The organism is Pseudomonas sp. LAMO17WK12:I5, assembly GCF_900215165.1.
Lineage (GTDB): Bacteria > Pseudomonadota > Gammaproteobacteria > Pseudomonadales > Pseudomonadaceae > Aquipseudomonas > Aquipseudomonas putida_A.
The window spans coordinates 227573-252938 of the sequence record NZ_OBDS01000002.1 but is presented as its reverse complement, the minus strand read 5'-3'; the positions used below and the strand labels follow the sequence as shown (position 1 = coordinate 252938).

Genomic DNA, 25366 nt, shown 5'->3' with positions numbered 1-25366 from the left:
CAGCACTCGGCAAGGCAATAAAGGCCGGCAGTTTACCAGAGCGACGAGCGCAAACCTGTACCGTCCCGACCGGCTCCCCTATAATCCGGCGCCACTGAACGCACAGCCACGGGGCTGGTCGAACCACCAGTCACTGAATCAGGAGAGTTTCATGCTGCGCCTTATCGTTCCTACCGCGGCCATCGCACTGGCGTTGTCCTTCAGCGCACAAGCGGCGTCCTTGAAAGAGCAGAATCTGAACAAAGAACTGCGCAACATCGCCGAGCAAAGCAGCGTCGGCACGCCGCGGGCGATCAATGAAGACATTCTCGATCAGGGCTACACCGTTGAGGGCGTTACCCTGATCAACCACCTGAGCGTCCAGGCCAGCCACGCCGAAAAGATGCGCGCTGACCCAAAAGCCGTGTATTTCCAGCTGGGTGCTTCGGTGTGCAATAACCCGTCGTACCGCAAGCTGATGGCCAAGGGTGCGATCATGCGTTACGACTTCAGTGAATATAAAACCAACAAGGCCATCGGCTCGGCCAGCTACCAGGATTCCGATTGCCCGAAAGCTGCCCCGGCGAAGAAGAAGTAATCATCGGGTATTGGCGCGCCGTTGTTCATCTTCGGCGCGCAATTCGGCCACCAGGGCCTGCAAGTAGCGAGAACGTCGTTCTCCACCTGCCAACCGACGGCAGCACTCCTCTTCGAGACTCACTTGATTGGTCTCGGCTGATGCTTTCAGCATCCGATACAACTGCGTATCGATTTCCAGAACCACTCTGGCCATCTTTCCCGCCTCCATGCCTGCTACCCGCGAATCCTTGAAAAGCGCGCATCCTGCGTACGGTTGCCGACTCAAAGCTGTCGTACAGTGCCTGTAGGTTAGTAAATCAGAGTGATTGCTCTACGGCGTACGTTCGGACGAGTGGTGAATATTCATTGCCAGCCAGCCCGCAACGGTTGCCAGGAAAGCCTGCGCGGCGTAAAGATCAACTCAGCGCAATGGCTCGCAAGGGTCTAGATTCAAAGTATTCCCGATCACCTGTTCACGGCAGAAAAAGGAGCTGCCGAGTGTGTGTTTTTTTGCAGCGCGGCACTGACGCCGCACGTCAGGGCCACCCGCTCTGTGCAGAAGGAGACGTTGAATGCCTTACCAACCGAATGACCTGCTCAGCCGGCATTTTCAGGAAAGCGGCCCCGACCTCATCAGCAAGGTCGAAGAACAGCTCAAACAGATTTCCCCCGACAGCCCGAACCTGCCGATTTATCGCGACATGATCCTGACCGTGCTGCGCATGGCCCAAGAGGATCACAACCGCTGGAACGCCAAGATCACCCTGCAGGCCCTGCGTGAACTGGAGCAGGCGTTCCGGGTGCTGGAACAATTCAAGGGACGACGCAAAGTCACGGTATTCGGCTCGGCGCGCACGCCGGTCGAGCACCCCCTGTATGCAATGGCGCGTGAACTCGGCGCGGCCCTGACGCGATCAGACATGATGGTCATCACCGGTGCGGGTGGCGGGATCATGGCCGCCGCGCACGAAGGCGCCGGGCGTGACCACAGCCTCGGGTTCAACATCACCCTGCCCTTCGAGCAGCATGCCAACCCGACTGTGGACGGCACCGGCAATCTGCTGCCGTTCCATTTTTTCTTCACCCGCAAACTGTTCTTCGTCAAGGAAGCCGATGCGCTGGTGCTGTGCCCTGGCGGGTTCGGCACCCTGGACGAGGCACTGGAAGTACTGACGCTGATCCAGACCGGCAAAAGCCCGTTGGTGCCAGTGGTGCTGCTCGATGTGCCGGGCGGAACATTCTGGCAAGGCGCCCTGGATTTCATTCGCCAGCAACTCGAAGAAAACCACTACATCCTGCCCACCGACCTGAAACTGATGCGTCTGGTCTATAACGTCGATGAGGCGGTGGAGCAGATCAACCAGTTCTACAGCAACTTCCACTCCAGTCGCTGGCTCAAGCGTCAGTTCGTGATTCGTATGCATCACAAGCTCAGTGACGTGGCGATGGCGCATATGCAGGAGGCTTTCGCCGATCTGTGCCTGAGTGACCAGTTCCATCAACACGCTTACAGCGGCGAGGAACATGACGAAGCGCAGTACAGCCACCTGGTGCGGTTGGCTTTCGCGTTCAATGCCCGAAATCATGGCCGTCTCAGGGAACTGGTGGATTACATCAACCTCCCCGAAAACTGGGCTCACACCCAACCCCAGACCGCCCAACGTGCACGTGAGCCATCAAAGGTAATTTGAAGGCAAAAAAAAACGGCCCGCTATTTTCATAGCGGGCCGTTTCTATTTAAACCGATTTAATCGTCCATCCCTCTGCCGCTGAACAAGCGGTTGATCATCTCCATCGAAAAACCCCGATAGGCGAGGAAGCGGCCTTGTTTGGCGCGCTCCTTGGCGTCAATCGGCAAGTGTCCGGAGAACTTGCGTTGCCACGTCTCGCGAAGCTGCTCCTGCCAGTCGATACCGCTTTCACGCAGGGCGAGTTCGATATCGGCGCGTTGCAAACCACGCTGACCCAGCTCTTCGCGAATGCGCAAGGGGCCATAGCCGGAGCGGGCACGGTAGGAAACAAAGCTTTCAAGGTAACGGGCTTCGGAAAGCAGTCCCTCTTCCGTCAACCGGTCGAGGGCTGTTTCGATCATTTCCGCCTCAGCGCCGCGCTGACGCAGTTTACGCGTCAGTTCGACTCGACCGTGCTCGCGTCGAGCGAGCAGGTCCATGGCGGTTCGCCGCACCGCGACGAGGGTATCGAGTACAGCGGTGGTCATCGCTGCGATCAGATATCAGCGTCAGCCAGGTCGTCTTCGGTCTCTTTGACCGCAGAAGCCTTGGAGTCGGCGATCACCGCTGGCGACAGCAGTTTGTCACGCAGCTGCTTCTCGAGCTTGGCAGCGACTTCCGGGTTGTCTGCCAGGAACTTGGCCGAGTTGGCCTTGCCCTGACCGATCTTGGTGCCTTCATAGGCATACCAGGCGCCGGATTTCTCGACGAAACCATGCAGCACGCCCAGGTCGATCATCTCGCCATTGAGGTAGATGCCCTTGCCGTAAAGAATCTGGAACTCAGCCTGACGGAACGGCGAAGCCACCTTGTTCTTCACAACCTTGACGCGGGTTTCGCTGCCGACCACTTCGTCGCCTTCCTTCACCGCGCCGGTACGGCGGATGTCGAGACGAACCGAGGCGTAGAACTTCAGCGCGTTACCACCGGTGGTGGTTTCCGGGCTGCCGAACATCACGCCGATCTTCATGCGGATCTGGTTGATGAAGATCACCAGGCAGTTGGCGTTCTTGATGTTACCGGTGATTTTACGCAGCGCCTGGGACATCAGACGGGCTTGCAGGCCCACGTGCATGTCACCCATTTCGCCTTCGATTTCAGCCTTCGGTACCAGTGCCGCCACGGAGTCGACGATGATCACGTCAACCGCGTTGGAACGCACCAGCATGTCGGTGATTTCCAGTGCCTGTTCGCCGGTGTCCGGCTGGGACACCAGCAGGTCGTCGACGTTGACGCCCAGCTTGCCGGCGTACTCAGGGTCGAGGGCGTGTTCGGCGTCGACGAATGCGCAGGTCGCGCCGGCTTTTTGCGCCTGGGCGATCACGGACAGTGTCAGTGTGGTTTTACCGGAAGATTCAGGACCGTAGATTTCAACGATACGGCCTTTTGGCAGACCGCCGATGCCGAGTGCGATGTCCAGACCCAGAGAGCCGGTGGAGATAGCCGGGATCGCCTGACGGTCCTGATCGCCCATACGCATTACGGCACCCTTGCCGAATTGACGTTCGATCTGACCCAGGGCCGCAGCCAAGGCTTTCTTCTTGTTGTCGTCCATTAAAGTCCTCACGTAATCAATAAGGCCTGACGGCCAACACCTGTATAAGTAGCCAGTATTATTCCACAGCGTTCGCGGATCGCCTACCCCTGATTTTCGATTTCTCGTGCCGCTAGTCGCAACAGCCCCTCTAGCGCGGCCTTCACCGTTTGTCGGCGGACTTCATCGCGGTTGCCGGGGAAGTGCTGAACCTCACTGGAAACCGCATCGCCCACGCCCCAGGCCAGCCACACCGTGCCCACCGGTTTGTTCGGTGTACCGCCATCGGGCCCCGCCACGCCGCTGACCGCCACGGCAAACCGCGCCAGACTGTGCTTCTGCGCACCACGCACCATCGCCTCGACGACTTCGCGACTGACCGCACCCACCGTGCCGAACAATTCGGTGGGGACATTCAGCTGCCGGGTCTTCTGCCGGTTGGAGTAGGTCACGTAACCGGCCTCGAACCACGCCGAGCTCCCCGGAATCCGCGTGATCGCTTCAGCAATTCCGCCACCGGTGCACGACTCGGCCGTGGTGACGTGGGCGTTGAGCAACTGCAAACGTCGGCCGAGCTCGGCAGCCAGTTGAGTGATCTCTTTCACGGTGCGCTCCGGATCGGATGGAATGACTACCACCGTACACGACCCGGTTGCGCTTTCAATACACAGACTCATTCAAAATGTTCGGGCGCCAGCGCTCTGACATAGGCCTGACAGGCCTGCAAGGCAATCAGTCCGCGGTCACCGGTGTCGGTGATGGCGATAATTCGTTGAGCATGCGCCGGGTCAAGTCGGGCGCGTACGGCTGCATGATCCACGCCGCCGGGGCCGGCGGTGGCTGGCACCCCGCAGCCTTGGGCAACGTCGCCAGCGTCGATGAGGACTGACAGGCGCAAATCAGCAGTGGCAAGACGATCGCGCAGGCGATCCTGATCACGTTGGGCATCACTGAGTGCTCGATAGTGGGTTTGTTCACTGGCTGCGAGGCGTTGCTCAAGGGCCAGACGTTTATCCTGCTCGACCTGCTGCGCGCTGGCTGCGGCCACATTCAGCTGATTGAGAGTGTCGGCGTTTAACCGCGCCTGCTCCGCGAGTTGTCGCCCGTAACGCCAGTCCTGAAACTGCCAGGCCAGCGCAGCGCCCCCCAAGGTCAGTAACAAAAAGCCGGTTAAACGCCAGGAGACGGACATAGCACCGCCCTCGCCCGCGCCCAGATGTCGAGCCGATCCTGCAGGCCATTCAACCCGCCGTTGATTCGGCGGGTGATGCTGTTGAACTGGTCGCGGTCGGCCAGATCGTTCAGGCCGTTCTGCTCCCAGAACCATGCCGCCGATTCCGCTGCCCATTGCGGTTGCTCAAGCAATTCCGGCAAGGACAGCAGACGTTCATCGCCGAACAGGCCGAGACTGCACTGCCGATAGTTGCTGCGCCCGGTGATCTGGATCAGCCCGCGACCGCGGTACTTCTGCCCGTCGCCGTCGGCCTCGGGCGTGTTGCCCAGACGTAACGCCAGCGTGCCAGTGTCGTATTTGCTCAGGTACTGGTTGTTGCCCAGCTCGCGCACGTATTGCAACTGGCCCGACTCGTGACCGATCTGCGCAAGAAACGCAGCGATACGTTTTGGCGAGTCGATATGTCGGCGAGTCATTGCATTGTTGAGTGCAGAAACAAAAACGCCCGCTTGGGAGCGGGCGTTGGGCATGATGGTTTTAAGGTTGTCTTCAGTGATTTGCATGATGCGTAATCCTCCCTGGATGCTCCGATTGAATCATGGTTGACGGGCAACAACCCCCAGCCATTTTTTTGCCAGAGTTGTCAGGGTGTTGTTCGGGGCCGCGACCTCGGGGGCCGTGAACACCCAGCCGAGAGTGCCGAAGTTGGCGTTCCAGTCGATTTGCGGTGTCGGTGTCACGTCGGTGATGTCGACCCACAGCAGTTCCGGATGGAACATATTGGCCATGTTGCCGTCAGTCGAGAACAGTTCGGCCACAGTGTTGTTGACGATGCGTGCGTAGGTTTTCATCAGGCGTACTCGTAGATGATCACTGCACCAGGGGCACCGGAAGCCCCCGGTCTGCCAGATTGACTGGGGGCGTTGGCAATGCCGCCCGCTCCGGAACCGAACCCGGAACCAGGGGCCGCGATTGCTCCCTGCGCACTGCTGGCAACACCACCATTGCCCAAGGGCGAGTTGGCACCATGTCCGGCCAGGGTCGACGCATTGATGGAAATACCTGTCGAACCGGCAGAACCCGCCATGCTGACGATGTTCCCGCCTTTCGCAGCTTGGCCGGGATACCCACCAACATACAGACCGGTCCCTGGGAAGCTGGTGTAACCCAACGAGGTCGAACCAGCACCGCCAGGCGCTGAAACCAACGATCCCAAGGAGCTGGTTCCGCCCGTTCCAGCGTCGGATGCGATCAAACCTGCGGCGCCACCAACGCCCACCGTGACGATCTGACTGGCTCCAACCGTTGCGGCCGAAAGCCAGGCTTCCGCGTAACTACCAGAGGCCCCTCCACCTGCAAGCGAATACTGGGAAGCAGTTGTCCCAACAATGCCTGCACTCCCGCCCCCTCCGCCGACAACTTTCACCAACACATTCTTCATCCCCACCGTCGGCACATAAGTGCCAGACGAGGTGAACGTCCTCACACTCAACAACCGCCCACTGGCACCACTGCCACCGCCGGCATACACCAGCACCCAACTTTCCAACGCCGCGCTGTACACCACCGAACAAACACTGCCGCCGACAATCTCGGCAGGCCGCAATGCACTCGATGCAAGATTTACCAGCGGCTTGGGCATCAACCCGTTCGGTGCAAAGGTACTCGCTCCGGTATTGGCATTACCGGCGGTAAAGCGCAGCGCCAAGCCGTCCTTCAATGCGGTGACGGGAGGCACATAATTGGCCATGTATAGATTGGCGGCGCCGATGTCAGTGGCATGTTTGTCTTCACCTGCCTGATTGAGTTTTTGCACCGCTTGCAACAATTGGGTTGCATCGGCTTCGCTTGGCTCAAGGCCGGCGGATTTGACGACGTTCAACAACTCATCGGTGACGCTGTTGCCCCAGGTCGCCGGGATCAACGATCCGGGCAATCCCGCGACAACATCTTCATTGACGAACTTGCCGTTCACCAGCCCGACGCTGGGAACACTTTTTGGATAATCCATGTATGTTTCCTCTACGGCTCAAACCGCATTTGCCAACCAACGCGGCGCTACAGGCCGATGCTCACTGAAAGGAAAAAAAGAACCCTGCGGCCAATCGCGCAATTCGCGGCGATAGGTTTGCAGCTCGGCATATTGCTCGCTGGTCAGCGTCGTGCCACCACCGTCTTCAAGCTCATCACGATCACGTGCAACCAGACCATCGGTGGCAGCCAGTTGTGCTGTACGCCAGCTACGTTCAGCATCTGCCGCTTCTTCTGCCGAATAAGGTGGTGGATCAACCAGAGTCGGATAACCGTTATCCGCGTGCACACCGACCACTTTTGCACTCACCGCCAGTTGCTGCAGCAGTGAGATCCAATAGGTCTGGGGAATTTCAATGACGTCATCCGGAATATCCGATGAGTTGATAGCGGGAACATAAACCCCACGGGTGCTGGCGCTGAACAAGACATTGAACGGATTCATTTAATAACCCTTTGCGAAGAAGTTGATACCCCAGCCTGCAGACACTTCGCCGCTGTAGCTTCGAACTTTCAGACGGCACCCCTGCTTCGACGCAGAGTTCGCGTACATGACGACCATCGCTCCATCGCCTCCTACGTGCATGGCGATGATCGAAGAAAACGCGGTAGGGAAAGAGATCGGAAAGACGACGTTGACATCGCCATTGGCATCCGTCGTGCCAACACCCCATTGATCGATATTGCCGCTGGCATAACGCTGGTAGCCAATGTTGCCGTACACACCGGAGTGCGCCGACGCATATCGATCACTCACCGAGCCGCCATAGAGGCGCCACTGTCCCGTGAGTTTGATCAGGTAGGCAGTGTCACCAATACCCAACTTGAGCGGGCCGGATGTGCCATTACAGGTGAGAAGCCCATCGTTACCGGAAGGATTGACGGTCAACACGCCGGTACCTGCGTTGATTACGTGAATGGTGCTCGCATGGGCCACACCATTGGTAGACGGCAGCGTCGCAGTCAGCGCGCTGGCACTGGAGAAACTCGCGACACCGCCAATATTCGCAGCGTTCAATACCGTGCTGGCGGCGTAAGAAGCAAAACCGGAGAACTGTAATCCCGCCCGCGTAACAAACTCAGTGGTGGCCATCGACTGATCATTGGAGAACTGCGGTGAAGTCAAAAACAACTTGTTGCTGCGTAATGCGGTTAACACCTGATCATCTTTCGCTTCCGTCGGAGCGGTGCCGCCAGCATTGATGATATTCAACAACTCTTGGGTAACGCTGTTGCCCCATTTCGCCGGAATCAACGACCCCGGCTTGCCGGTCAGCGGGTCTTCATCGACAAACCGGCCGTTGACCAGGCCGGCACTAGGGACACTGTTTGGGTAGTCCACGGTACTTTTCCTTATGTGTGAGTCAGGTGTTTACTGCTGATTCGGGCGCAACCGGCCAGGTAATTTCGTCAGGAAAACCAGCCTGTTTTTCGATCCGGTTCAGCTCGACGCTGTAGAGCTTCCATTCGATCAGCAGCAGTTGTTCGTCGTGGCTGGCATCGCCAATATCCTCGGCGTATTGCAGCGGGGCGATGCGCAGGACGGCGTCGCGCAGCAGTGCGTCGCGCTTGCCGAGACATTGCTGTCTGATGCTCGCCAAACGAGCCTGCTCATCCAGCACCCAGGCGTTGTCGCGCCAGATGTGGAATTCACCTGGCCATGGCTGTGCGGTCAGGGTATCCGGCAACTCACCCAGGTCGGTCCAAATCTGCTGCGCACCGCCTTCCTTGCGATAAACCACGCCACGGCGATCGATCACCTCACGCGGTACGCCGTTGATCAGTGCCCAGCTACGGCCGGTTTCCGGCTCAGGCAACTCGTACGCCAGCTCAACAGCATTACCGGGTAACTGGATGCCAATGCCCGGCGTGACAATGAACTCGACAGGCCCGGACAGGGCGCCCGAGCCATCAAATAGATAATTGAACATGAAATGCCTCAGATGAGTTTGATGCGGCCGGGATAGGCGATGTTGCGCGGGCGGGATTTGAAGGCGTAGAGCAATGTTGCTGCGGTATCTCTCTGGTAAGAGGTGTTCACCGGAAAGATCGGGCCGCCATTGACCAGCCCTGTAACGTATTGCGGTTCTTCTCGGGTATCCGCGCCAAAACTGGTCAGGCTATCTGACCAGTACGCGCCCACAGCGCCTGCGCCATTGGTACCTTGCGCATAGGAATGCATCGATCCAGTCTGAAAAGTGCCCATGGCACGCCCGGCATCCACACCACGACCTTCATCCAGAACCCGCAGGAACTCCCCTCGCCCTTCCGGGCCACGAAAGGTCGTCGCACCGTCACCCGTGGTCCATTTCCCCTCGGAGCCCACACGTAAGGCTTCAGTCCCCAGCATTCCCGATTGCTGGGCGTGATCCCACAGCCACGGCCATTCCGCACGCTTCATCACGGTGCCATTCAATGCACCGTATCCGCCGGGACTGAGCATCAGGGTCGTCTCGAAAAATGGCCGCCCCAACGGCGTATTGTCAAAGCGCCCGACCGGCCACCAACTCCCCGCCCCATCACTGCGCAGGTGCCACCAGTCACCGCCGCCCATCAATACGAAGAACGGATAACCGCTGGCCGACAGATGGGTGTGAAAACGAATCCCGTCAGTACCGGACGCCTGGATGACCATGCGATTGCCGCTGTTGTCCACTCGCCGGACAATCACATCGCGCACACCGAGTGCGGCGTTGGCCGGAGGCAGCAGCACGGTCACAGGCCCCGGGCTGCCGTCGATCAGCACCAGGCCAAGCTCGGCCTCGGTCAGGGCTTTCGACGCGGCCAGTCGGGTGATGACCGAACGCATCGGGCTGGCTCTGCCAATGATCGACTGAATCGCCTTGTACAACTGACCGGTATCGGCTTCAGAAGCCACCAGCCCGCCACCGTTAATCACACTCAGGATCTCCTGAGTCACGCTGTTGCCCCACACCGCCGGAATCAACGAACCCGGGGTTCCCGCCACCGGGTTTTCATCGACGAAGCGGCCATCGACGAGGCCGACGCTGGGGACGCTTTTTGGATAATCCATAGGTTTTTCGTTCCTCTGAAATACAAATGAACCGCGTCGCGGCGATCGCGAGTGCGAGCCTGCGGCGGTCTGTTTTCTGAAAATAAAAAGCCCACGGTGAGGTGGGCTTGGTGGTCAGGATCCAGCCGGTAGACATCGAAGTACCGGTCAGCGGATTTCATCGACGAATTGGCCGTTCACCCGCCCGCAACCGGGCACGCTTTTCGGGCGCTCCCTCAACTTCGCTGCTGCACGCTTGCGTCATGAGCATCATGGTTTGGCTCTGGACCTTGCCCGGGGCTTTTTCACCCCAACGGCGCTCGTGACTGACATCACGGGGCGTTGTGCAATGGCTGGAAACGGTGCCGATGAAGGCCAGTTGCGCAGGTCGCGGCGGTACTGCTGCAACGCTGTGTACTGCTCGGCGGACAGCGTAGTTTCCTGCGCGTTTTCCAACTCGTCGCGATGACGTGCAACCAGGGGATCCGTTTCGCTCAATTGCGTATCGCGCCACTGACGCTCGGTGATCGCAGCCTCTGCCGAGGTCGCGGACGCTGCATCAGCCAAAATGGGAAAGCCATTGGCGCGACATACAATCACCTGATTGCGCTTGCACCCTTCGATCAACTCGTTGCGGTGCGATGGCGAGATCTCAACGGCGTCTTTGGGAATCGTCGAATTGACACGAGAATCAAAAAATCCCTGAACCGAGGGACTCCAATAAATTTTCATGAATGACCTACTTGCCTATGGCGATGTATTGCGCGCCCAGAGACGCGCTAGAGCCCCGGGAAACAATGGTGGACAAACTCCGGGTGCTGGCCGCGATATAGCCGATCGATCCGGACGCCGCCGTGTAATCGTTGCAGACCATCACCCGAAAAAAGTTTGAATTGAAACTGACCGGAAGCGTGGTAATCACATCGGTCGTGGCGCTGTTGATCCAGCCCCACTGGATGATCAAGCCGCCCATCCAGGACGGGAAGGCGAGGTATCCGGTGCCTCCACTGTTAGCCAGACTGAACCCGAGCTTGAGCTTCTTCGGGGTCACTGCCACCGTGTCATCTACCCCGCTTCCTACCTGATCCTGAGTCGCGACTTTCATCACTCCGGCAGCGGTTTCGCTCGCCTGTCCAGGCAACCGGTCGCTGATGCTTTTTGTAATCGCCTGCTGCAGCTGAGCGTGATTCTGTTCATCCGGCACGATGGCAGCTGCCTTGATGACATTGACGATTTCTTCCGTCACGCCATTGCCCCACGCAGCCGGAATCAACGAACCCGGTTTGCCGTTGATGGCGTCCTCATCCACAAATTTCCCATTCACCAGACCGGCGCTGGGCACACTTTTCGGATAATCCATCCCGTCATTCCTCCCTAGTCATAATTGATGTGCACTTTGGTATGCGCCGGGGCACTGCGGTGGATCAGGCATTCCAGCGCCGAGCCCGGGTTGACGCCGAAGCGCTCGCCCCAGTAGCTCGCACCATAGCGCCGGCCGAGCAGCAGGCGGCCGCCGGTGTTGAGCGTCCACATGAATTGCGCTTCCCAGGTGCCCCAGTGCGCTGCGCCGAAACGCGCGCGGCCCATACGGGGGGCTTCGTGTTCGGTGATGCTGGCGTTGGGGTAGCCCTGGCTTTTGGCGATGTCGAGGTAGTAACCGACAGCCTGACTGCCGACCGCGAGCAAGCGTCGGCGCACGGCGAGACGGCGGTCGTCAAACAGCGGTGTGGCGCCCAGGCACGGGTCGGGCAGTTCCATCACCCGCTCCCAGTCCGGCACCAATTCGCTGACGCCCGCCGGGTCCATCTCGTTGAGCAGGTCGGCAGCGCGGGCGTCGAGGCGCGCCAGTTCGACGGCCACGCCTTGCAGCACTTCCTCCAGTTCCGGAACGCGCTCCGGATCCCACGCTGGGCCGCTCGGCAGCAACGCGCGCAGCTGCGCCTGATATTGCGCGGCGGTTCTTATGCCCCCCATACGCAACCTCCGAAGGTCAGCAGTTCGCTTTGCCCGGCAGGCACGTCAGCGGCCGGCGCGGTCAGCGTGTGATCGTACTCACCGCCGGCGCTGCTGATGGCTTCGCGGATATGGCTGATCAGCAGCGGCACACCCAGATCGGCCTCGCGGTTGTGCAGGTCGCGCAGTTGCGCTTCAACGGCGGCGCGCACAGCAGTGGTGTCCGGCTTGACGCTCTTGAAGCGATACACCACCGGCACCTGAATCGGCCGCTGCACGTGTACTTCCGCCGTCACCGGGCGCAGCGGTTCGATGTACTCCTGAACCTCCGCCAATTGCTCATCGTTGGGCACCGGTTGCGGGTCTTCATCACGCATGATGAACACCGTCACTGTGCCTGGCCCGAGCAGGCCGCCACGACACCAGGCCCGCGTCACACCCGGCACTTCCAGCGCCCAGGTCTCGTAATCGCTGGCCGAACCGCCATGGGGGATCACGCGATAAGAACGGATCACCCGCGAGCGCAACGACTCCAGACTTTCCCGCGCCACGCCACCACTGAGGCCGGGCGCGAGCACCACAAAACTGTTACCGACTACGCCGGCGATCGGCTGCACCGGGTTCAGCGCCAGACCGGCGTCGGCATTGCCCAGGCTGCCAGCATCCAGCGCCGCGATGGTGGTGGTGTTGCTGCCATTGACGGTGGTGCGCGCGGCGGTGACTTTGTAAGTACGGCCATCGCTCGCTTGCAGCAGCGTGTCGACATCCAGCACCGCACCGGCGGTCGCGGTAAAACTGACGCTGCCGGTGGCGACTTGCGCCGGTTTGCGTGGCTGATTCAGGCGCAGCGCGGCGATGCGTTCCAGGGTCGACTCGTCGGCCTTGTCCGGCAGGATCTGCTCGGCAATCCAGTCGAGATAACCGTACAGGCCATAGGCGGCGCCACCGAGGGTGCGGGCCAGCACTTGCGCATCGGACTGGCGCAGCGAATCGCCGGCCAGGTCGCTTTGGGTGCGCTTGATCAGCACCGGCAGCGAAGGGGTTTCAAACGGCATAGATCACCTGCCAACTGTTATCGGGGTTGATGTCCAGACGTTCGCCATCGGCCAGGGTCAGGACCGTGCGCAGGTTCAGGCGCTGGGCGTCGAGGCGTTCGCTGATGATGTCGATGGCGCTGCAGTGGCCGTCGTCGATCAGCCATTGCAGGGCTTCGCGGGCATAGAACTCGGCGTCCATCTGGGTCTGTCGGGTGAGCTTGACCCGACGCAAAAGCCACAGCCGCGAACCGATGCGATCGTCGGCGACGGTGGGAAAGCTGTCGCCCCACCAGCCGAAGCGCTCCTCGTCGTCGAGGGCGTCGTCATCGGCGGCGCGGCGCCAGGTGAACAGGCTGATGAGCACGGCGCGGGTCAGTGCGGCGTGGAGGTTCTGGCTGACAAGCATTATTTGCCTCCTGCCGGCGCACCGGTCTGGCCGCTACCGGCCTGCACGCCGACGTGCACGTGTTTGATCTGGCTGATGCCGCCGGCGAGTTGGTCGCCGGTGGAAACGATCTTGCCGGTCTGGTTGATCACCGGCGTGTCGAAGTTCACCGCGCTGCTGGCGCGGATGTTCAGGGTGGCGGTTTCGATGTCGATGATCCGCCCGCGCTTGAAGTGAATTTTGTCGCCCTCGTCGGTGTAGATCGCCACTTCGCCAGAGGCCAGCGACTGCAAGCGATAGCGGCGGTCGGCGACCACCAGGGCGATGGCGTGAGACCGGTCACCGCCGAGAAACGTGACGATGCCTTCGGCGCCGGCCAGCGGGTTGCTGGTGAAACCGTAGGGTTCGAAATGCTCCATGTCGTCGTTCACCTCGCCGGCGGTGAGGCGCATTTGCAGCGATTGCAGCTTGGATGCCGAATGGGCGAGCACGACAGTGCCGCGCGCCAGCAGGCGTGTCAGTAGGCTCATGAATTGTCCTTCAAAAGATGGGCACGACGCGGTCAACTGTAGGAGTGAGCCTGCTCGCGATGGCGTCAGTGCAGTCGACCTTTCAGTGGCCGGTCTACCGCTATCGCGAGCAGGCTCACTCCTACAGGGGCGGTGTCAGGCCTAAGATTTTTTCGGGGGGGTGGGATCAGGATCGAAGGTATGCGGTGGCGCCACTTGCAGCGTGGTCACCGAGCCCTGCGCCGAGAGCGAATACGTGACTTTGGAGATCAGCATGTCGCCGTCAAAGCCGAGCACCGGATCCGTGACCTTCACCAGCGTGTTGTGGCGCCACAGATCGCCATTGGCCTGACGCCAGCCCTGCACCTGATAGGTGGTGGTCTGCGCCCGGCCCATGCGGGTGGCGCTTTCCCATTGGGCGCGTTGCTGGGCCAACTCGAACGTCAGCGCGGTGCCCTCGTTGATGATCGTGGTGCGGCGGCGCTTGAAGCTCAGATCAGCCGCGCTGGATTGAACCTCGCTGACGGCCGCCCCGCTCTTATTGTCCGAGCCTTTCTGCTGACCGATCACTCGGTATTCAGAAAACACCTGGCTCTGATCCATCGGCGCGTTCGCCGACAGAATGTTCTTGCCCAACTCCAGCGCGTCACTGGCCCGACCACCACTACCGGGCTTGGCCAGCACCAGCCGGCCCTGCTCGTCATCGGTGGAAAACACCCGGAACAGCGAGAGCAATCGGTCGATCGACTGGAACACCGTTTCGCCCGGCACGATGGTGTGTTTGGCGAGCCGCGCGGTCTCGGGAATTTCGTTGACCACGTACAGCGAGTATTCCGCCGCCAGAGCCTGGACGATGCTCAGCAGCGGTTGCTCCTGCCATTGGTTCGGCCGGTTGGTGGCTGCGCAATCGACCAGATCCTGAGTCTTGGAGCTACCCTCGATGCTCAGGCTGATCTGGCGTCCGTCGTAACTGATCGGGGCCTTGAACACGTAGCCAGTGAGCACCAGGTCCTGGCCAATTTTCACTTCGCACGGGTCACCCGGTTTAATCCGTTGATCCACCGTCTGCCCCGGCCACTGCCAGGTGATGTCGAGTTTGAAGGTGCGAAACTGGCGCTCAAGATCGGCGGTGATTTCCACGCTTTTCCAGCCGCCGTATTCCATGTTGTTGACGGTCAGCGTGACATGGTTATCCATCTCGCTCATGGCTCACTCCCTGGACACTTTTACGTCGTTGGGAGAAAAGCCCGGATGGTTCATCGCGTTGCTCTGCGTCACTTGAGTCACCCGTGTGGCATCGGCAAATTGCTTGTAGGCCACCACCAGCGCCGGCAGGCTTTCCTGAAACGATTTGGTGACCTGGCGCACACCGGATGACGCCACTGCCTTGAGATGCGCAATCAGCGCTTCCTTCACATCGTTAATTGCCTGGTGATGTTTGGGATCGGCCTTGTCCAGCATCGGGTCAATTGCCACCCCGACCGCCTTCTGCAGTGCTTTCATTTCTTCGGTCACCGGCACTTCCTGACGAGTCACCGGTTGATCCGCCTGATGCGCCACCGAAGGTGTCGACGACAGCTTCACCGCCGGAGTCGCCACCGGCATCGACGCTACCCACTGCGCCACTTTCACCAGCATGGTGTCCTGCACCAGATCGGCCATGGCTTGTGCCGCCGCGTTGGTGTCCTTGCCGGTGGTGATCTTCGGCGCATCGGCCTTGCGGATGGCTTCGAGTTGTTGGGACACGTCGGCAATCACGCCACGGTAGCCCTCCTTCGCGAATTCCTTGAGCTCCTTGATATCGCCGAGCAAGCCCTTGAACTCCGCCGCCACTTCCTTGGGCAACTCCTTGACCGCTTTGACCAGTTCGGTGATCTGCCGATACTGCTCGATCAGCGGTTTGAGCTGCTCTTTGATCACCTCATACACGCCGGTCAGGCTGTTGCGCAGATTGGCGATGCCGATCCGCGCAGCCTTGATCAACGTCATCGCCTGCTCGAAACGCGCCACCGCAGAACCCAGCAAAGTGTCAGCCTTGGCCAACAGAACTTTTTGCGTACTGACCGTGGCAGTCGGAAACGGCAGCGGCCGGTCCGGGTAAAACTTCAGACTGAACGTCACCAGCCCGCCGTCCTGGCGGGTGTGGGTCATGTCGCATTCGCCGACCTTGACTTGCAAGCGTCCGAGCCACGGATGCACCAATTCACCACTGCCCGCCTCCAAGGCCTTGAGCAGCTTGTCGCGCTGCTCCAGGCAATCGGCGCCGATGATGAACGCCGTGATGTCGTGGGTCTTGGCCTGCTGGCCGAGATCCTCGAAATACGGCAGGTCGCGTTGCGGGTATTCGTGCAACTGACCTTTGCGACCGACCGGAGTTTTCGCCTGATCGATCCAGAATCCGACACCGCGAAACGATGCCGGCAACAAGCGGTCACGCCAGTTCATTGGAACCTCCTGCCGACAGCGAGCGATAGCCGATGCGCGAAGACAGCGCCAGGCCCGGTTGATTGGTTTGTGGTTGATCGGTGCGCAGCCCCGCCGGTGCATTTTCGAAGCGCACGGTCAGGCCGCCCTCGAGTTGCGTGCGGTTGTTGGCGGCACTTTGCTGGATCAGGGCGCTGGAGGTTTGTGGCAGCGAACTGCTTAACTTCGGGGCACCGGCAGGCGCTGCCGGGGCGGTACCGGTGAGGGTTGCAAAGACACCGGAGAAATTGCCACCGAACAGTTCTTTAAGCTGCCCGAAAATCCCTTGCAGGTTTTTCCACATGTCGCTGAACCAGGTCAGTACCGGCTGCCATTTCTGCTGGATCGACTCCAGCGGCGACTGGCTGAACAGATCGCCGAAGAAGCTCTTCACCACTTGTGCATCCGTGGTCAACGATGCCCACAGACCGGAGAAGTACGCGCTCACGCCATTCCACTTCGCCATGACCGCTTCCACAGGCGCGCTGCCAAACAGGTTTTGAAACTCGTCTTTCAACGGCTGGGCTCCAGCCCTGAGTACGTCCCACAGCGCGGAAAAAACCGGCGCCAAGGGTTGCCATGCCGATTCAATCATCGCCACCGGCGATTGCGTGAAGATCGATTTAACCTGCTCCCACTGCGCCGCGGCGTTATCGGCAACACCGCCAACAAGATTGCCAAACACATTGTTCAGCGAACCCCAGGCGTCAGTAATCGTCTGCACTGGCGACCAACTGAACTTCGCCTTGAGCGCGTCCACACCGGCAGCAGCTTTGGCCTGTGCGCCAGCGAAGAAATCACTGACGACATTGCTCGCGGTTGCAAAAGCCTTGCTCATCACTTCACTCGGCGAGAAATCGAATTTCGCCCTGAGCCTGTCGATACCCGCTTGCGTATCCGCCATGGTGCCAGCGAAGAAATCACTGACAACGCTACTGGCCTTCGCCAACGCCTTGTTCCACACCTCACGCGGTGAGAAATCGAACTTCGCCCTGAGCTTGTCGATCCCTGCTTGTGCATTCGCCATCGTGCTGGCGAAGAAATCACTGACAACGCTGCTGGCTTTCGCCAACGCCTTGTTCCACAGCTCACTCGGCGAGAAGTCGAAAGCCGCCGCGAGCTTGTCAGTGCCTGCCTGCGCTTTCGATACCAAGCCGTTGTAAATATTGACGACGCTGTCGACGCCGGCAAAAAATTCCGCGCTGATCTCTCCCCAAGTTTTGCTGATCAATGCGCCCATCGATTCGATTGCCTGCGTGGTCGCCGCAACTCCAGCGTTGAATTTCGTCGAAACGTAGTCCCACATCCTGCCGAAGAATCCGGAAATCGACGCCCAGTTATTGGTAATCAACCGTGCGCCAATCACGATGATGGCCACCGCTGCCGCGATAGCCGCCGCAATCAGCCCGATGGGCGAGGTCAGAATCCCCAGCACCGCGACCAGCCCCATCGCCCCGACCGTGACCACCGTAAACGCTACGGCAGCGGCCGCCAGCCCTTCGACCAGATACGGATTGTTGGCGACAAACTGGCCAATCGAAGTCATCACCGGTATCAGCGCCGTGACGATGCCGTTAACCGCCGGCAACAACGCCTGACCGATTTTCAGCGAGATGTTATCCAGCGCCTTGTTGAATTTTTCCAGGTTGGCCGAGGTTTCCCCCTGGACCACCTTCGGCACTTTAAGGCCCTTGAGTGCCCTGGCTTTCTTCGCCAGCGCATCCTGCGCTTCGATGGCTTTTTTGATGCCGTCCTGAAACGGCTTGAGCAAACCACCTTCGGCAATGAAGCCGGCCACGTCCAGCGGCTCGAGGCCGCTGTCTTCCATGCTTTTCTTGAATGCTGCGACCTTGCCGCGCAGCCCCTTCATCTCGGTCTCCATTTTCTCGGCGCCCTTGAGCACCACGAGCATGTTGACCGTGACGGGAAAGTTCTGCGGGATCAGGCTCAAATTTGTATTCGCCATCACTGCACCTGCTGCATCGCATTGATCCGTTGCGCGTGCTCCAGCGATTCGCGGAGCACATCCAGTGGCCTGGCCATCATCTGTTCGGGGTCAACCTTCCAGAACCAGGCCAGGTCATAGGCGACTGCGATCAGGTCGGTGATGGCTCCGACGCCGCACTCATGAAAAAACTCGCAACGGCCCAGCTCAGCGCGTTGAGGTCAGCCAGATCGAGCTGGTTGACCGACGACGGCGGGATGCCGGCGCACACGGCGATGTATTTGGCCGCCACGTCCATGTCGAGGCTGACTTCTTCGCTTTTGTCGATCTTGTACGGCAGCGCCTTGATCGCTCGCACTTCCTGCACCGTCGGACGGCGCAGGACGAGTTCGGTCAGAGGCTCGCCGTGAGCTTCGATCGCAACCTGAAGCTTCACGGCGCCGCTCATTGCCAGGTCCCCTTGATGCCTTCGAATTTCAGTTCGATGGTGGCGTCATCGCCCTTGGAAACCGGCTCTTCGACCAGATAGGCACCGGCCAGCACGTAGACTTTGCCGTTGCTGAATTCGCAGGTGACGGTGATGTCGGTGCCTTCGATCAGCTTCTTCAGCGGAAAGTCGGCGGTGTGCAGCGCGGTCACTTTGAAGGACGGCGCGACGTCGGTTTCCTTGTAGAAACCCGGTACGACGGTTTCGCGTTTGACGGCCATCAGCGGGGCTTCGCAGCCGCCGTTGATAGTCAGTTGTGCACCGTCGACTTTGACGTAGCAGGTGCCTGCAATCACTTGACCCATGGTGTTACTCCCTTCAAATAAAAAAGCCCACCGGAGTGGGCTGAATGCTTACGGCCAAACGCGGCGATCAGGCCGCGTCGTCGTATTGCAGACGGAACTGGTTGAGCAGTGCGAACACGCGCAGACCGTTGATGTAATCCGGCGGGAACAGCACGTTCACGCGGCTCGGATCCTGTACGTCGCGCTCGACGATCAGGTGCTCGGCGAACAGCTCGGCATTCTCCACGTGGCCTTCCAGTTCCAGCTTGGCGTACTGCGCGATCAGCTCGCCGCGAATGGTCGCCGGGGTGACGATCGGCTGGCCGGCGCCGAAACGGGTGCCGTCGGAAGCCAGTTTGTGGCGCCCGTACTTGCTGGTGATCACGCTTTGCAGACGACGCACGATGAACGCCGACTGGTGCATGGTTTCGCTGTCCAGGTAGGAGTTGTCGGCCTGACCGTAAGCGTTCTTCTGGTAGGTGGTGATCGAACGCTGGATGCGCACGTAGCCGCCTTCGTAGTACGCGGTGGCGATGCCGTAGTTGAGCAGCGACTGACGCTCGGTCAGGGTGAAACGCTCGCTGGCCGGCGCCGGATCAACACCCGGCAGGCTGCCGCTTTGGGTCGGACGGCTGGCATCGGCGGAGATGAACACCGCGGTGCGCGCAGCCAGTGCTGCCGCCTGGACCCAGAACGGTTGCGGTACGCCCGGCTCCAGCGCCTGAATGGTCATGTGCTGATCGTTGCGTGCCTGGCCAGCAGCAACCAGGGTGCCGACGGTGCCGCGCTTGGCGCTGTAGACGTGACCGAACAGTTGCTTGGCCCAGGACCAGCGACCGGTGCTGTCATCCATCACTGCTTGCCAGGTATTGAGGGTCGACAGATCCGACCACGGCAGAGCGATGAACTCGAACGGCTCGTCGCCCAGTGCAGCCACGGCTGCGACCTGGTCCGGTACACCGGCGCCGCCGGTCATGGCGGTGATCGCAGTGGTCAGGCCGGCCGGGGTTTCTTCGCCGTTGCTCTTGCCCAGGCGATTGAATTGCAGGCTGATGTCGTTACCGCTGTCGCCGGTCCATTTGGCGGTCAGGGTGACCACACCTTCAGCAGCCGCCGCGCTCACCGGCAGATCGGCGGTGGCGTTGATTTTCTGTGCCAGTGCGGTAGCCGCTTGAGCAGCGGTGGCACCGTTGACCACGGTGGCCTGCACACGCACACCAGCGACGTACAGGTTGAGCACGCCAGCCTGAGTCGCAGTGCCAGTCAGGGTCAGCACGCCTTTGGCGATGGCGCCTTCAGTGTTGTGCAGCGGCAGGCACCAGATCTCGCCGATCGGGTCGGCCTTGCGGAAGGTCTCGTACATCGAGGCGAGCATCGAGCCCTGACCGCCGATGCTTTTTGCCAGAGCGACGCTGGAGACCAGCACCAGTTTGCCGACTTCAGTCGGGGCGATGTTGTCGTTGACCTGAGCGACGATCAGACGGCGCATGGCCGAAGTCGCGCTATTGGCGGCCGAGTTGTCCATTTCGGCATAGAACAGCGGTACACGAATGTCCGCGGGGATGTTGCTGAATCCGATCGCCATTATTTGGCTCCCTGTGCTTTGACTTTTACGGTTTTGAGAGTGATATCGCCGTCGGCCAGACGTCGGCGCCACCAGGCGCTGTCCAGCACTTCACGGCCTTCTTTGGGCAGCAGATCGCCCGCTTCCGGGTCAGGCACGGCACGGCCAGCGGCCGGCAGTACGGTGATGCGATTGCTCATGGGGTTACGCCTCCAGAGAAAGTCAGTTCCACGCGCCCGTCAGGGCCCGGGTGTTTCAGATTGGGGTCGGCCGGGTCGATCGCATCGACCCGCACGGTGACCCCGGTAAAGGACGACAAACCGTCCAGTTCACGTTCGTGCCAACTCTCCGCAGGCTGACTCGGCAGATTGCGGCCGAGCTGGAACTCGGTAAAAAAGCGCAGCCGATAGAAGGCCCGGCTGCTGTTGATCGAGACCATCTCGCCGCCGTCGTAGACGATGGCGCTGTAGTCATTTCCCGGCTTGAATCCCACCAGCGCGCGCCACAGTTCGGCGCGCAGGTCGTGCAACAGATCCAGCGCTTTTGTGCTGTCGCTGGCGTCGAGCGCCAGGACGATTTCGAAGCGGTCGCGGATCGGTTGGGCGGTGAGGTTTTGTGCGGTGCTGTTGCTGGCCACATCGGCCAGCGGCAGCACATGGGCCGAGGGTGTCGGCAGATCAGCGTTGCCTTGCAGCAACGCCAGATCGACACCCACCGCAATGTGGTTGGCAAGGCTTGGGCATTGCCCACGCAGCTGCGTGAGGATCGGGGTGATCTTCATGGTGGTGTTCCAGAGTGTGGGGGAGTTACCGCAGGACCAATGTGGGAGCGAGCCTGCTCGCGAAGGCGGACTTACATTCAAAAACAGTGTTGATTGATCCACCGCTTTCGCGAGCAGGCTCGCTCCCACAGGGGTTTGTGTCGCTCTGAGAAAGAGTGAATCAGTCTTTGGCGCCCGCCTTGGGATCAAGGCCGCTGGCATCGATCACGCAGCGATAGCTGTTCTCGCGATTGCCGCTGGCGGTGACTTTTTCGATCGACCAGCGACCGCGCATGAAGTCTGGCCAGGTCTCATCGAGCAGCACCAGCCCTTCGGCCGCCAGCAGTGGATTGCCGGGACAGGTGATCTTCACCTTGTACTTCTGCCGGAGCATCTTGCGCACTTCGCCTTCGCCGACGGCGATCGCATCGGCTTCGCTGGGTTGTTTCTGGCGGAGGGTCTTGAACGGCGCAAGCCCCGTTTCAACCCAGCGCAACACGCCGGCAGCACCATCCCAGAAACAGGTCTTGCAACCCTTGGTCTGCTCGCGGGCAGACTCCTCCAGCGTGGCGCTGACGAACGCGTGATCGCCGGGACGGTTGTTGCTGGTAACCGACAAGGTCACGTCCGCCAGCACCTGGCCCGACAACGATTTGGTCTGGCCGGGACGGGCCAGCACGTACACGTCGTTGTAGGGTTTGGTCACCGCGTTGTACTTTTTCGCCAGGCGCGTCAGAAAGCTCATATCGGTTTCGTTGGACTGGTCGACGTGCTCGATTCTGATCATCGCCACCTCGGGCGCAACGCGCGGCGAAAAGCCATGGCTCGACACCAGCTTGCGAAACAGCGCACCCAAGGTGGTCGGGCCATGACTGGCCGTGCGACGTTGCTTGAAGCCCGTCTCATCATCCTTGCTGAACGGCGCCGCCGTGGCCACCAGCGTCAGGCGAAACGGGAACAGCGTCGGCGTCAGGCGCGTCACTTTGAACTGGCCCTTGTCGACCATTCCCGACTCTAGATAACCGACCTCAAGGCCGATTTTTCCACCCAGATTCGGCAGCCCTTCGAGGCCTTCAAGATCGATGGTCAACGTCAGTTGATCGGACTCGAAACCGGCTGCATCGATGTGTTCCCAACTGATCAGGCGTTGATTGAGCAGGGCCGAATGGGCCCCATAGAGTCTTACCGTTGGGGTGAAACCCAATGCCATGCAACCTCCTTAATCCCAGGCCGTGAGCGGTTTGATCGTGGCCGGTTTCGAGTCGAGTTCCGCCAGCGTGACCCAGACGCCCGCAGGCAGGATCGGACCGTGTTCGGCCAGGGTCGGGTTGAGTGTCCACAGAGCTTCTTCGGCGGCGTCATCACTGCGCCCGGTTTCGCGGTAGAGCAGCAGATTCACTGAATCACCGGCCACGCTTCGTACCTTACGCATTGTTGAACTCCGTTAATCCGACCACCCACTTGATCACCATCGCGGTGCCGTCATCGATGACCTCGCTCTGGTTCTCGTCGATGCTGTTGATCCGCCACAGACCCCAGTTGCGCCCGATACCGTCAATCAACGGCAACGGCACACGCTGTGCCTGAAGCGCGCGCAATTCATCGAGTCGATCCATGGCCACGGCATACATCGAGGTGCCGCTGATGGTCAGCGATTCCGCTTTCTGCCCGGTCTGACTGGACTTCGGTTTGCTGGTCAGGATCTGGATTTCGCTCCAGCCACCGTCGGACTTTCGCGCCAGCGTGCTGTAGGCGAAGTTGCGCGACAGGCCGAAGATGAAACTGCCTAGAGCCATTTGTTGTTTCATCAGTCGACTCCATCGGTCAGGGCTGCGTCACGGCGGGTGGCGAGGCTGTTGGTGTTCATCAGTGGAATGAATTCGTTGCTGAATTGGGATCTCAGGTGAAAGTCGACCAACTGACCGATCTTTTCCACACTGCCCGGGTCGCTGCAATACACCTGAACTGTGGGCGCGTAGGGGGCTGGCACGGTGGGCGCCGGGGCGCTGGCCAGCGCCTGACTGACCTGAGCCGGTGCTGCGAGTTTGTCCGGTGGGGTACTGCCGAGTTTTTCACCCAGAAGGGAACCGCCCTCACTGCCCAGCCAACCGCCAAGCAATCCACCGAGAAGGCCGCCTATGGCCATGCCGGGTGGGCCACCCAAGGCTCCGAGTGACGCACCGAAAGCAGAGCCTGCAAGAGCGCCGGCCATTCCACCGCCCGCTGCGCCGACGCTTTTGGCTATCTGGGTTTCGTCACCAGTGGCCACCCCGGCCGCCAGGCCTGCGAGGGCAGCGACGGTTTTTACAGGCCAGGGCATTGCGCGTGACAGAGGGCGCATGGCAGCGGTGGTCGACTCCAGGAGCGGAGCCCGCACCCGCGAAGTTTGCTCGAGGATCTTCAAACCGCTGCCAGCAGCGGCGGCCCCCGCTGTGCCGGTGGCGGCGCCAGTGAAAACGGACAGGCCCTTATCCACGACTTTCTTGCCAACCCGGCCTTTGATATCGCTGCCAATGGCATCGAGCGCTTGATCGAGCAACGGTTTGAGAAACGCGCTCACCGTCAACACCACGCCAGCAGTTTTCGGATAGGTTTCAGTCAGTTCACTGAGCTTGTCGACCCCGGCAGAGGCCAGCGAATCGCTGGAGGGTGCCAACGCGTTGCCTTTGGCGACGGCCAATCGTTCGCTACGGGCATTCAGAATATTCAGCTGTCCTTGCTGAGTACCGGAAAGCGCCAGGGCAGCCTGTTTTACCGACCCTTTCTCGCCCAGCTCCGACGTCGCGTATCGCTGCTTGTCCTTGACCTGCCAGAACGTCTCATTAACCTCGCCGAGGTTTTGCGAGAGATTCTGCGCAGCATCACCGCCATCGGAGAACAACGTCCTGGCCAACACTGCGCGTTGTTCTGGCGGTCTGGCGTTCAATGCGGCCAACACTGTCAGCAACGTACCTTGCGCATTGTCCTTGTTCGGATCACGCATCGCCGCAGACACGGCCTTGGGATCGAGCCCCAGTTGTTTCCACGCACCCTGTTCGGCGACAGAGACCTGGTCTCCCTTGCTCAAGGCTGTGGAAATGCTCTTCAACGCGACGCTTGCTTCACCTTCTTTCGTTCCGGTGTTCAGCAAGGCTGCCGACAGCGCTGCGGCTTGCTCGGGTTGCAACCCCGCAGCAATTGCCGCGTCGCCGGAACGCTGCAACACCGAGCCGATGTCTGCCGCGTTTACATCTCCGGGCATTTTGCCCAAGTGGTGAGCCGCATCTGCCAGATCGATGGCCTGATCACGGGTCAGTTTCATTGAGGTACGCCAGGCCGCCATCATCTCGGCGACTTGTAGCGCAGGCACCTTGAATGCTGACGCGGTGAGCGCAGCGTCATCGGCAAACTTCAGCAGTTCGAACTGCTTGTCCGAGGCATTGGGCAAGTCGATGCCAATCCCCGCCTTGGCACCCAACGCCGCGGCATTGAGCAATTCAACCCCGGTGGTTCCTCCGGCAGCCACCAACGGCGCACTGGCCGTGATCAGGCTTGCCTGAGCCATTTCCTTGCCCTGAACCGGAGTCAGTCGAGCGACTTCGCTCAGGTTCGCAGCGGCTGTGTCCATCGCGACAGCGGCTTTGAGCAACTCGGGAGGGGCGGCGCCGGCTACCTTGTCTGCAGCCTTCTGCGCGGAAGATCCGACGTCGCCATTGACCGCGCTCTTCGACAAAGAACGCTGGGTCGCCAAGGTGAGGATCAGCGAATCGATGGCTGCAGTCAGCGAAACGATTCGGTCACTTGCCGTGCTCAACGCTTGCCTCAGATCGGTGACCTTATCCCGATCCAGGCCTGCTGCAGTCGTGCCCGTTGCTGCAGTGGTCAAGCCGATATTGCGGCTCGCGGAATCCGTGCTCTCACCGGCGTACATGAGCGCGTTTTTACTCTCTGCCATGCCGC

The 25366-nt window shown here is 60.3% G+C and carries 32 protein-coding genes; 2 read left to right on the top strand and 30 right to left on the bottom strand.

What is annotated here, in order from left to right; all coding sequences use genetic code 11:
* The first annotated feature begins 151 nt into the window (after positions 1-151).
* Complete coding sequence (locus tag CRO59_RS03960; protein ID WP_027611088.1) at positions 152-577, top strand: PA3611 family quorum-sensing-regulated virulence factor; 426 nt, start codon at positions 152-154, stop codon at positions 575-577.
* On the opposite strand, the gene CRO59_RS03955 is transcribed toward CRO59_RS03960, so the two are convergent.
* Entirely contained in the window at positions 578-772 is a 195-nt protein-coding gene (locus tag CRO59_RS03955; RefSeq protein WP_027611087.1) for a hypothetical protein, read from the bottom strand.
* A 358-nt stretch (positions 773-1130) separates the two neighbouring features.
* Here CRO59_RS03955 and CRO59_RS03950 point away from each other — a divergent pair, with 358 nt between their 5' ends.
* Entirely contained in the window at positions 1131-2249 is a 1119-nt protein-coding gene (locus CRO59_RS03950; RefSeq protein ID WP_097086513.1) for a TIGR00730 family Rossman fold protein, read from the top strand.
* Between the two features lie 56 nt (positions 2250-2305).
* On the opposite strand, the gene recX is transcribed toward CRO59_RS03950, so the two are convergent.
* The 29 genes from recX to CRO59_RS03805 form a co-directional block, all read right to left on the bottom strand.
* On the bottom strand, positions 2306-2776 hold the full coding sequence (gene recX, locus CRO59_RS03945; protein WP_003222270.1) for a recombination regulator RecX: 471 nt from the start codon (positions 2774-2776) through the stop codon (positions 2306-2308).
* Positions 2777-2784: 8 nt separating this feature from the next.
* The gene (recA, locus tag CRO59_RS03940; protein ID WP_003222269.1) at positions 2785-3843 is read right to left on the bottom strand and encodes a recombinase RecA; all 1059 of its coding nucleotides are present in this window, start codon (positions 3841-3843) and stop codon (positions 2785-2787) included.
* Between the two features lie 83 nt (positions 3844-3926).
* Entirely contained in the window at positions 3927-4427 is a 501-nt protein-coding gene (locus CRO59_RS03935) for a CinA family protein (protein ID WP_096795871.1), read from the bottom strand.
* Between the two features lie 68 nt (positions 4428-4495).
* On the bottom strand, positions 4496-5014 hold the full coding sequence (locus CRO59_RS03930; RefSeq protein WP_097086511.1) for a lysis system i-spanin subunit Rz: 519 nt from the start codon (positions 5012-5014) through the stop codon (positions 4496-4498).
* Positions 4993-5559 (bottom strand): glycoside hydrolase family 19 protein, encoded by a 567-nt coding sequence (locus CRO59_RS03925; protein WP_097086509.1) that lies wholly within the window; start codon positions 5557-5559, stop codon positions 4993-4995. The genes CRO59_RS03930 and CRO59_RS03925 overlap by 22 nt, the downstream gene beginning before the upstream one ends.
* A 33-nt stretch (positions 5560-5592) precedes the next feature.
* Positions 5593-5847, bottom strand: a complete 255-nt coding sequence (locus tag CRO59_RS03920; protein ID WP_097086507.1) for a hypothetical protein — start codon at positions 5845-5847, stop codon at positions 5593-5595.
* Positions 5847-7007, bottom strand: a complete 1161-nt coding sequence (locus CRO59_RS03915; RefSeq protein WP_097086506.1) for a hypothetical protein — start codon at positions 7005-7007, stop codon at positions 5847-5849. Before CRO59_RS03915 ends, CRO59_RS03920 begins: the two co-directional genes overlap by 1 nt.
* Positions 7008-7025: 18 nt before the next feature.
* On the bottom strand, positions 7026-7472 hold the full coding sequence (locus CRO59_RS03910) for a phage tail assembly chaperone (protein WP_097086504.1): 447 nt from the start codon (positions 7470-7472) through the stop codon (positions 7026-7028).
* Positions 7473-8369 carry a phage tail protein gene (locus CRO59_RS03905; protein ID WP_097086502.1) on the bottom strand — a complete coding sequence of 299 codons (897 nt, stop codon included), beginning with the start codon at positions 8367-8369 and terminating at the stop codon, positions 7473-7475.
* Between the two features lie 22 nt (positions 8370-8391).
* Positions 8392-8958, bottom strand: a complete 567-nt coding sequence (locus CRO59_RS03900) for a tail fiber assembly protein (RefSeq protein ID WP_097086500.1) — start codon at positions 8956-8958, stop codon at positions 8392-8394.
* Positions 8959-8966: 8 nt separating this feature from the next.
* A complete protein-coding gene (locus CRO59_RS03895) occupies positions 8967-10061 on the bottom strand; it encodes a phage tail protein (RefSeq protein WP_097086497.1) in 1095 nt (364 codons plus the stop codon).
* A gap of 249 nt (positions 10062-10310) precedes the next feature.
* Positions 10311-10772, bottom strand: a complete 462-nt coding sequence (locus CRO59_RS03890; protein ID WP_097086495.1) for a phage tail assembly chaperone — start codon at positions 10770-10772, stop codon at positions 10311-10313.
* 7 nt (positions 10773-10779) lie between these two features.
* Positions 10780-11400, bottom strand: coding sequence for a hypothetical protein (locus CRO59_RS28880; protein ID WP_256578357.1), 621 nt, complete (start codon positions 11398-11400; stop codon positions 10780-10782).
* Between the two features lie 14 nt (positions 11401-11414).
* The gene (locus tag CRO59_RS03880; protein ID WP_003222238.1) at positions 11415-12014 is read right to left on the bottom strand and encodes a YmfQ family protein; all 600 of its coding nucleotides are present in this window, start codon (positions 12012-12014) and stop codon (positions 11415-11417) included.
* Positions 12002-13048 carry a baseplate J/gp47 family protein gene (locus CRO59_RS03875; protein WP_097086493.1) on the bottom strand — a complete coding sequence of 349 codons (1047 nt, stop codon included), beginning with the start codon at positions 13046-13048 and terminating at the stop codon, positions 12002-12004. Before CRO59_RS03875 ends, CRO59_RS03880 begins: the two co-directional genes overlap by 13 nt.
* A complete protein-coding gene (locus CRO59_RS03870; RefSeq protein ID WP_007964342.1) occupies positions 13038-13436 on the bottom strand; it encodes a phage GP46 family protein in 399 nt (132 codons plus the stop codon). Before CRO59_RS03870 ends, CRO59_RS03875 begins: the two co-directional genes overlap by 11 nt.
* Complete coding sequence (locus CRO59_RS03865; RefSeq protein WP_027611071.1) at positions 13436-13945, bottom strand: phage baseplate assembly protein V; 510 nt, start codon at positions 13943-13945, stop codon at positions 13436-13438. Before CRO59_RS03865 ends, CRO59_RS03870 begins: the two co-directional genes overlap by 1 nt.
* 141 nt (positions 13946-14086) lie before the next feature.
* Complete coding sequence (locus CRO59_RS03860; RefSeq protein ID WP_097086491.1) at positions 14087-15130, bottom strand: phage baseplate assembly protein; 1044 nt, start codon at positions 15128-15130, stop codon at positions 14087-14089.
* 3 nt (positions 15131-15133) lie between these two features.
* On the bottom strand, positions 15134-16369 hold the full coding sequence (locus CRO59_RS03855; RefSeq protein WP_097086489.1) for a DNA circularization protein: 1236 nt from the start codon (positions 16367-16369) through the stop codon (positions 15134-15136).
* On the bottom strand, positions 16356-18353 hold the full coding sequence (locus tag CRO59_RS03850) for a hypothetical protein (protein WP_097086487.1): 1998 nt from the start codon (positions 18351-18353) through the stop codon (positions 16356-16358). Before CRO59_RS03850 ends, CRO59_RS03855 begins: the two co-directional genes overlap by 14 nt.
* Positions 18354-18483: 130 nt before the next feature.
* The gene (locus tag CRO59_RS03845) at positions 18484-18780 is read right to left on the bottom strand and encodes a phage tail assembly protein (RefSeq protein WP_003222226.1); all 297 of its coding nucleotides are present in this window, start codon (positions 18778-18780) and stop codon (positions 18484-18486) included.
* Complete coding sequence (locus CRO59_RS03840; RefSeq protein ID WP_007964335.1) at positions 18777-19124, bottom strand: phage tail tube protein; 348 nt, start codon at positions 19122-19124, stop codon at positions 18777-18779. The genes CRO59_RS03845 and CRO59_RS03840 overlap by 4 nt, the downstream gene beginning before the upstream one ends.
* A 67-nt stretch (positions 19125-19191) precedes the next feature.
* A complete protein-coding gene (locus CRO59_RS03835) occupies positions 19192-20688 on the bottom strand; it encodes a phage tail sheath subtilisin-like domain-containing protein (RefSeq protein WP_041072261.1) in 1497 nt (498 codons plus the stop codon).
* Positions 20688-20867: a DUF2635 domain-containing protein gene (locus CRO59_RS03830; protein ID WP_027611066.1), complete on the bottom strand. Its 180-nt coding sequence runs from the start codon at positions 20865-20867 to the stop codon at positions 20688-20690. The genes CRO59_RS03835 and CRO59_RS03830 overlap by 1 nt, the downstream gene beginning before the upstream one ends.
* Positions 20864-21448, bottom strand: coding sequence for a hypothetical protein (locus tag CRO59_RS03825; RefSeq protein ID WP_097086485.1), 585 nt, complete (start codon positions 21446-21448; stop codon positions 20864-20866). Before CRO59_RS03825 ends, CRO59_RS03830 begins: the two co-directional genes overlap by 4 nt.
* A 160-nt stretch (positions 21449-21608) precedes the next feature.
* Positions 21609-22637, bottom strand: a complete 1029-nt coding sequence (locus CRO59_RS03820; protein WP_097086484.1) for a phage tail protein — start codon at positions 22635-22637, stop codon at positions 21609-21611.
* A 9-nt stretch (positions 22638-22646) separates the two neighbouring features.
* Positions 22647-22859 carry a tail protein X gene (locus tag CRO59_RS03815; protein WP_097086482.1) on the bottom strand — a complete coding sequence of 71 codons (213 nt, stop codon included), beginning with the start codon at positions 22857-22859 and terminating at the stop codon, positions 22647-22649.
* Positions 22852-23235, bottom strand: coding sequence for a phage tail protein (locus tag CRO59_RS03810; RefSeq protein WP_097086480.1), 384 nt, complete (start codon positions 23233-23235; stop codon positions 22852-22854). Before CRO59_RS03810 ends, CRO59_RS03815 begins: the two co-directional genes overlap by 8 nt.
* On the bottom strand, positions 23235-25361 hold the full coding sequence (locus CRO59_RS03805) for a phage tail tape measure protein (RefSeq protein WP_097086477.1): 2127 nt from the start codon (positions 25359-25361) through the stop codon (positions 23235-23237). Before CRO59_RS03805 ends, CRO59_RS03810 begins: the two co-directional genes overlap by 1 nt.
* Positions 25362-25366: the final 5 nt, after the last annotated feature.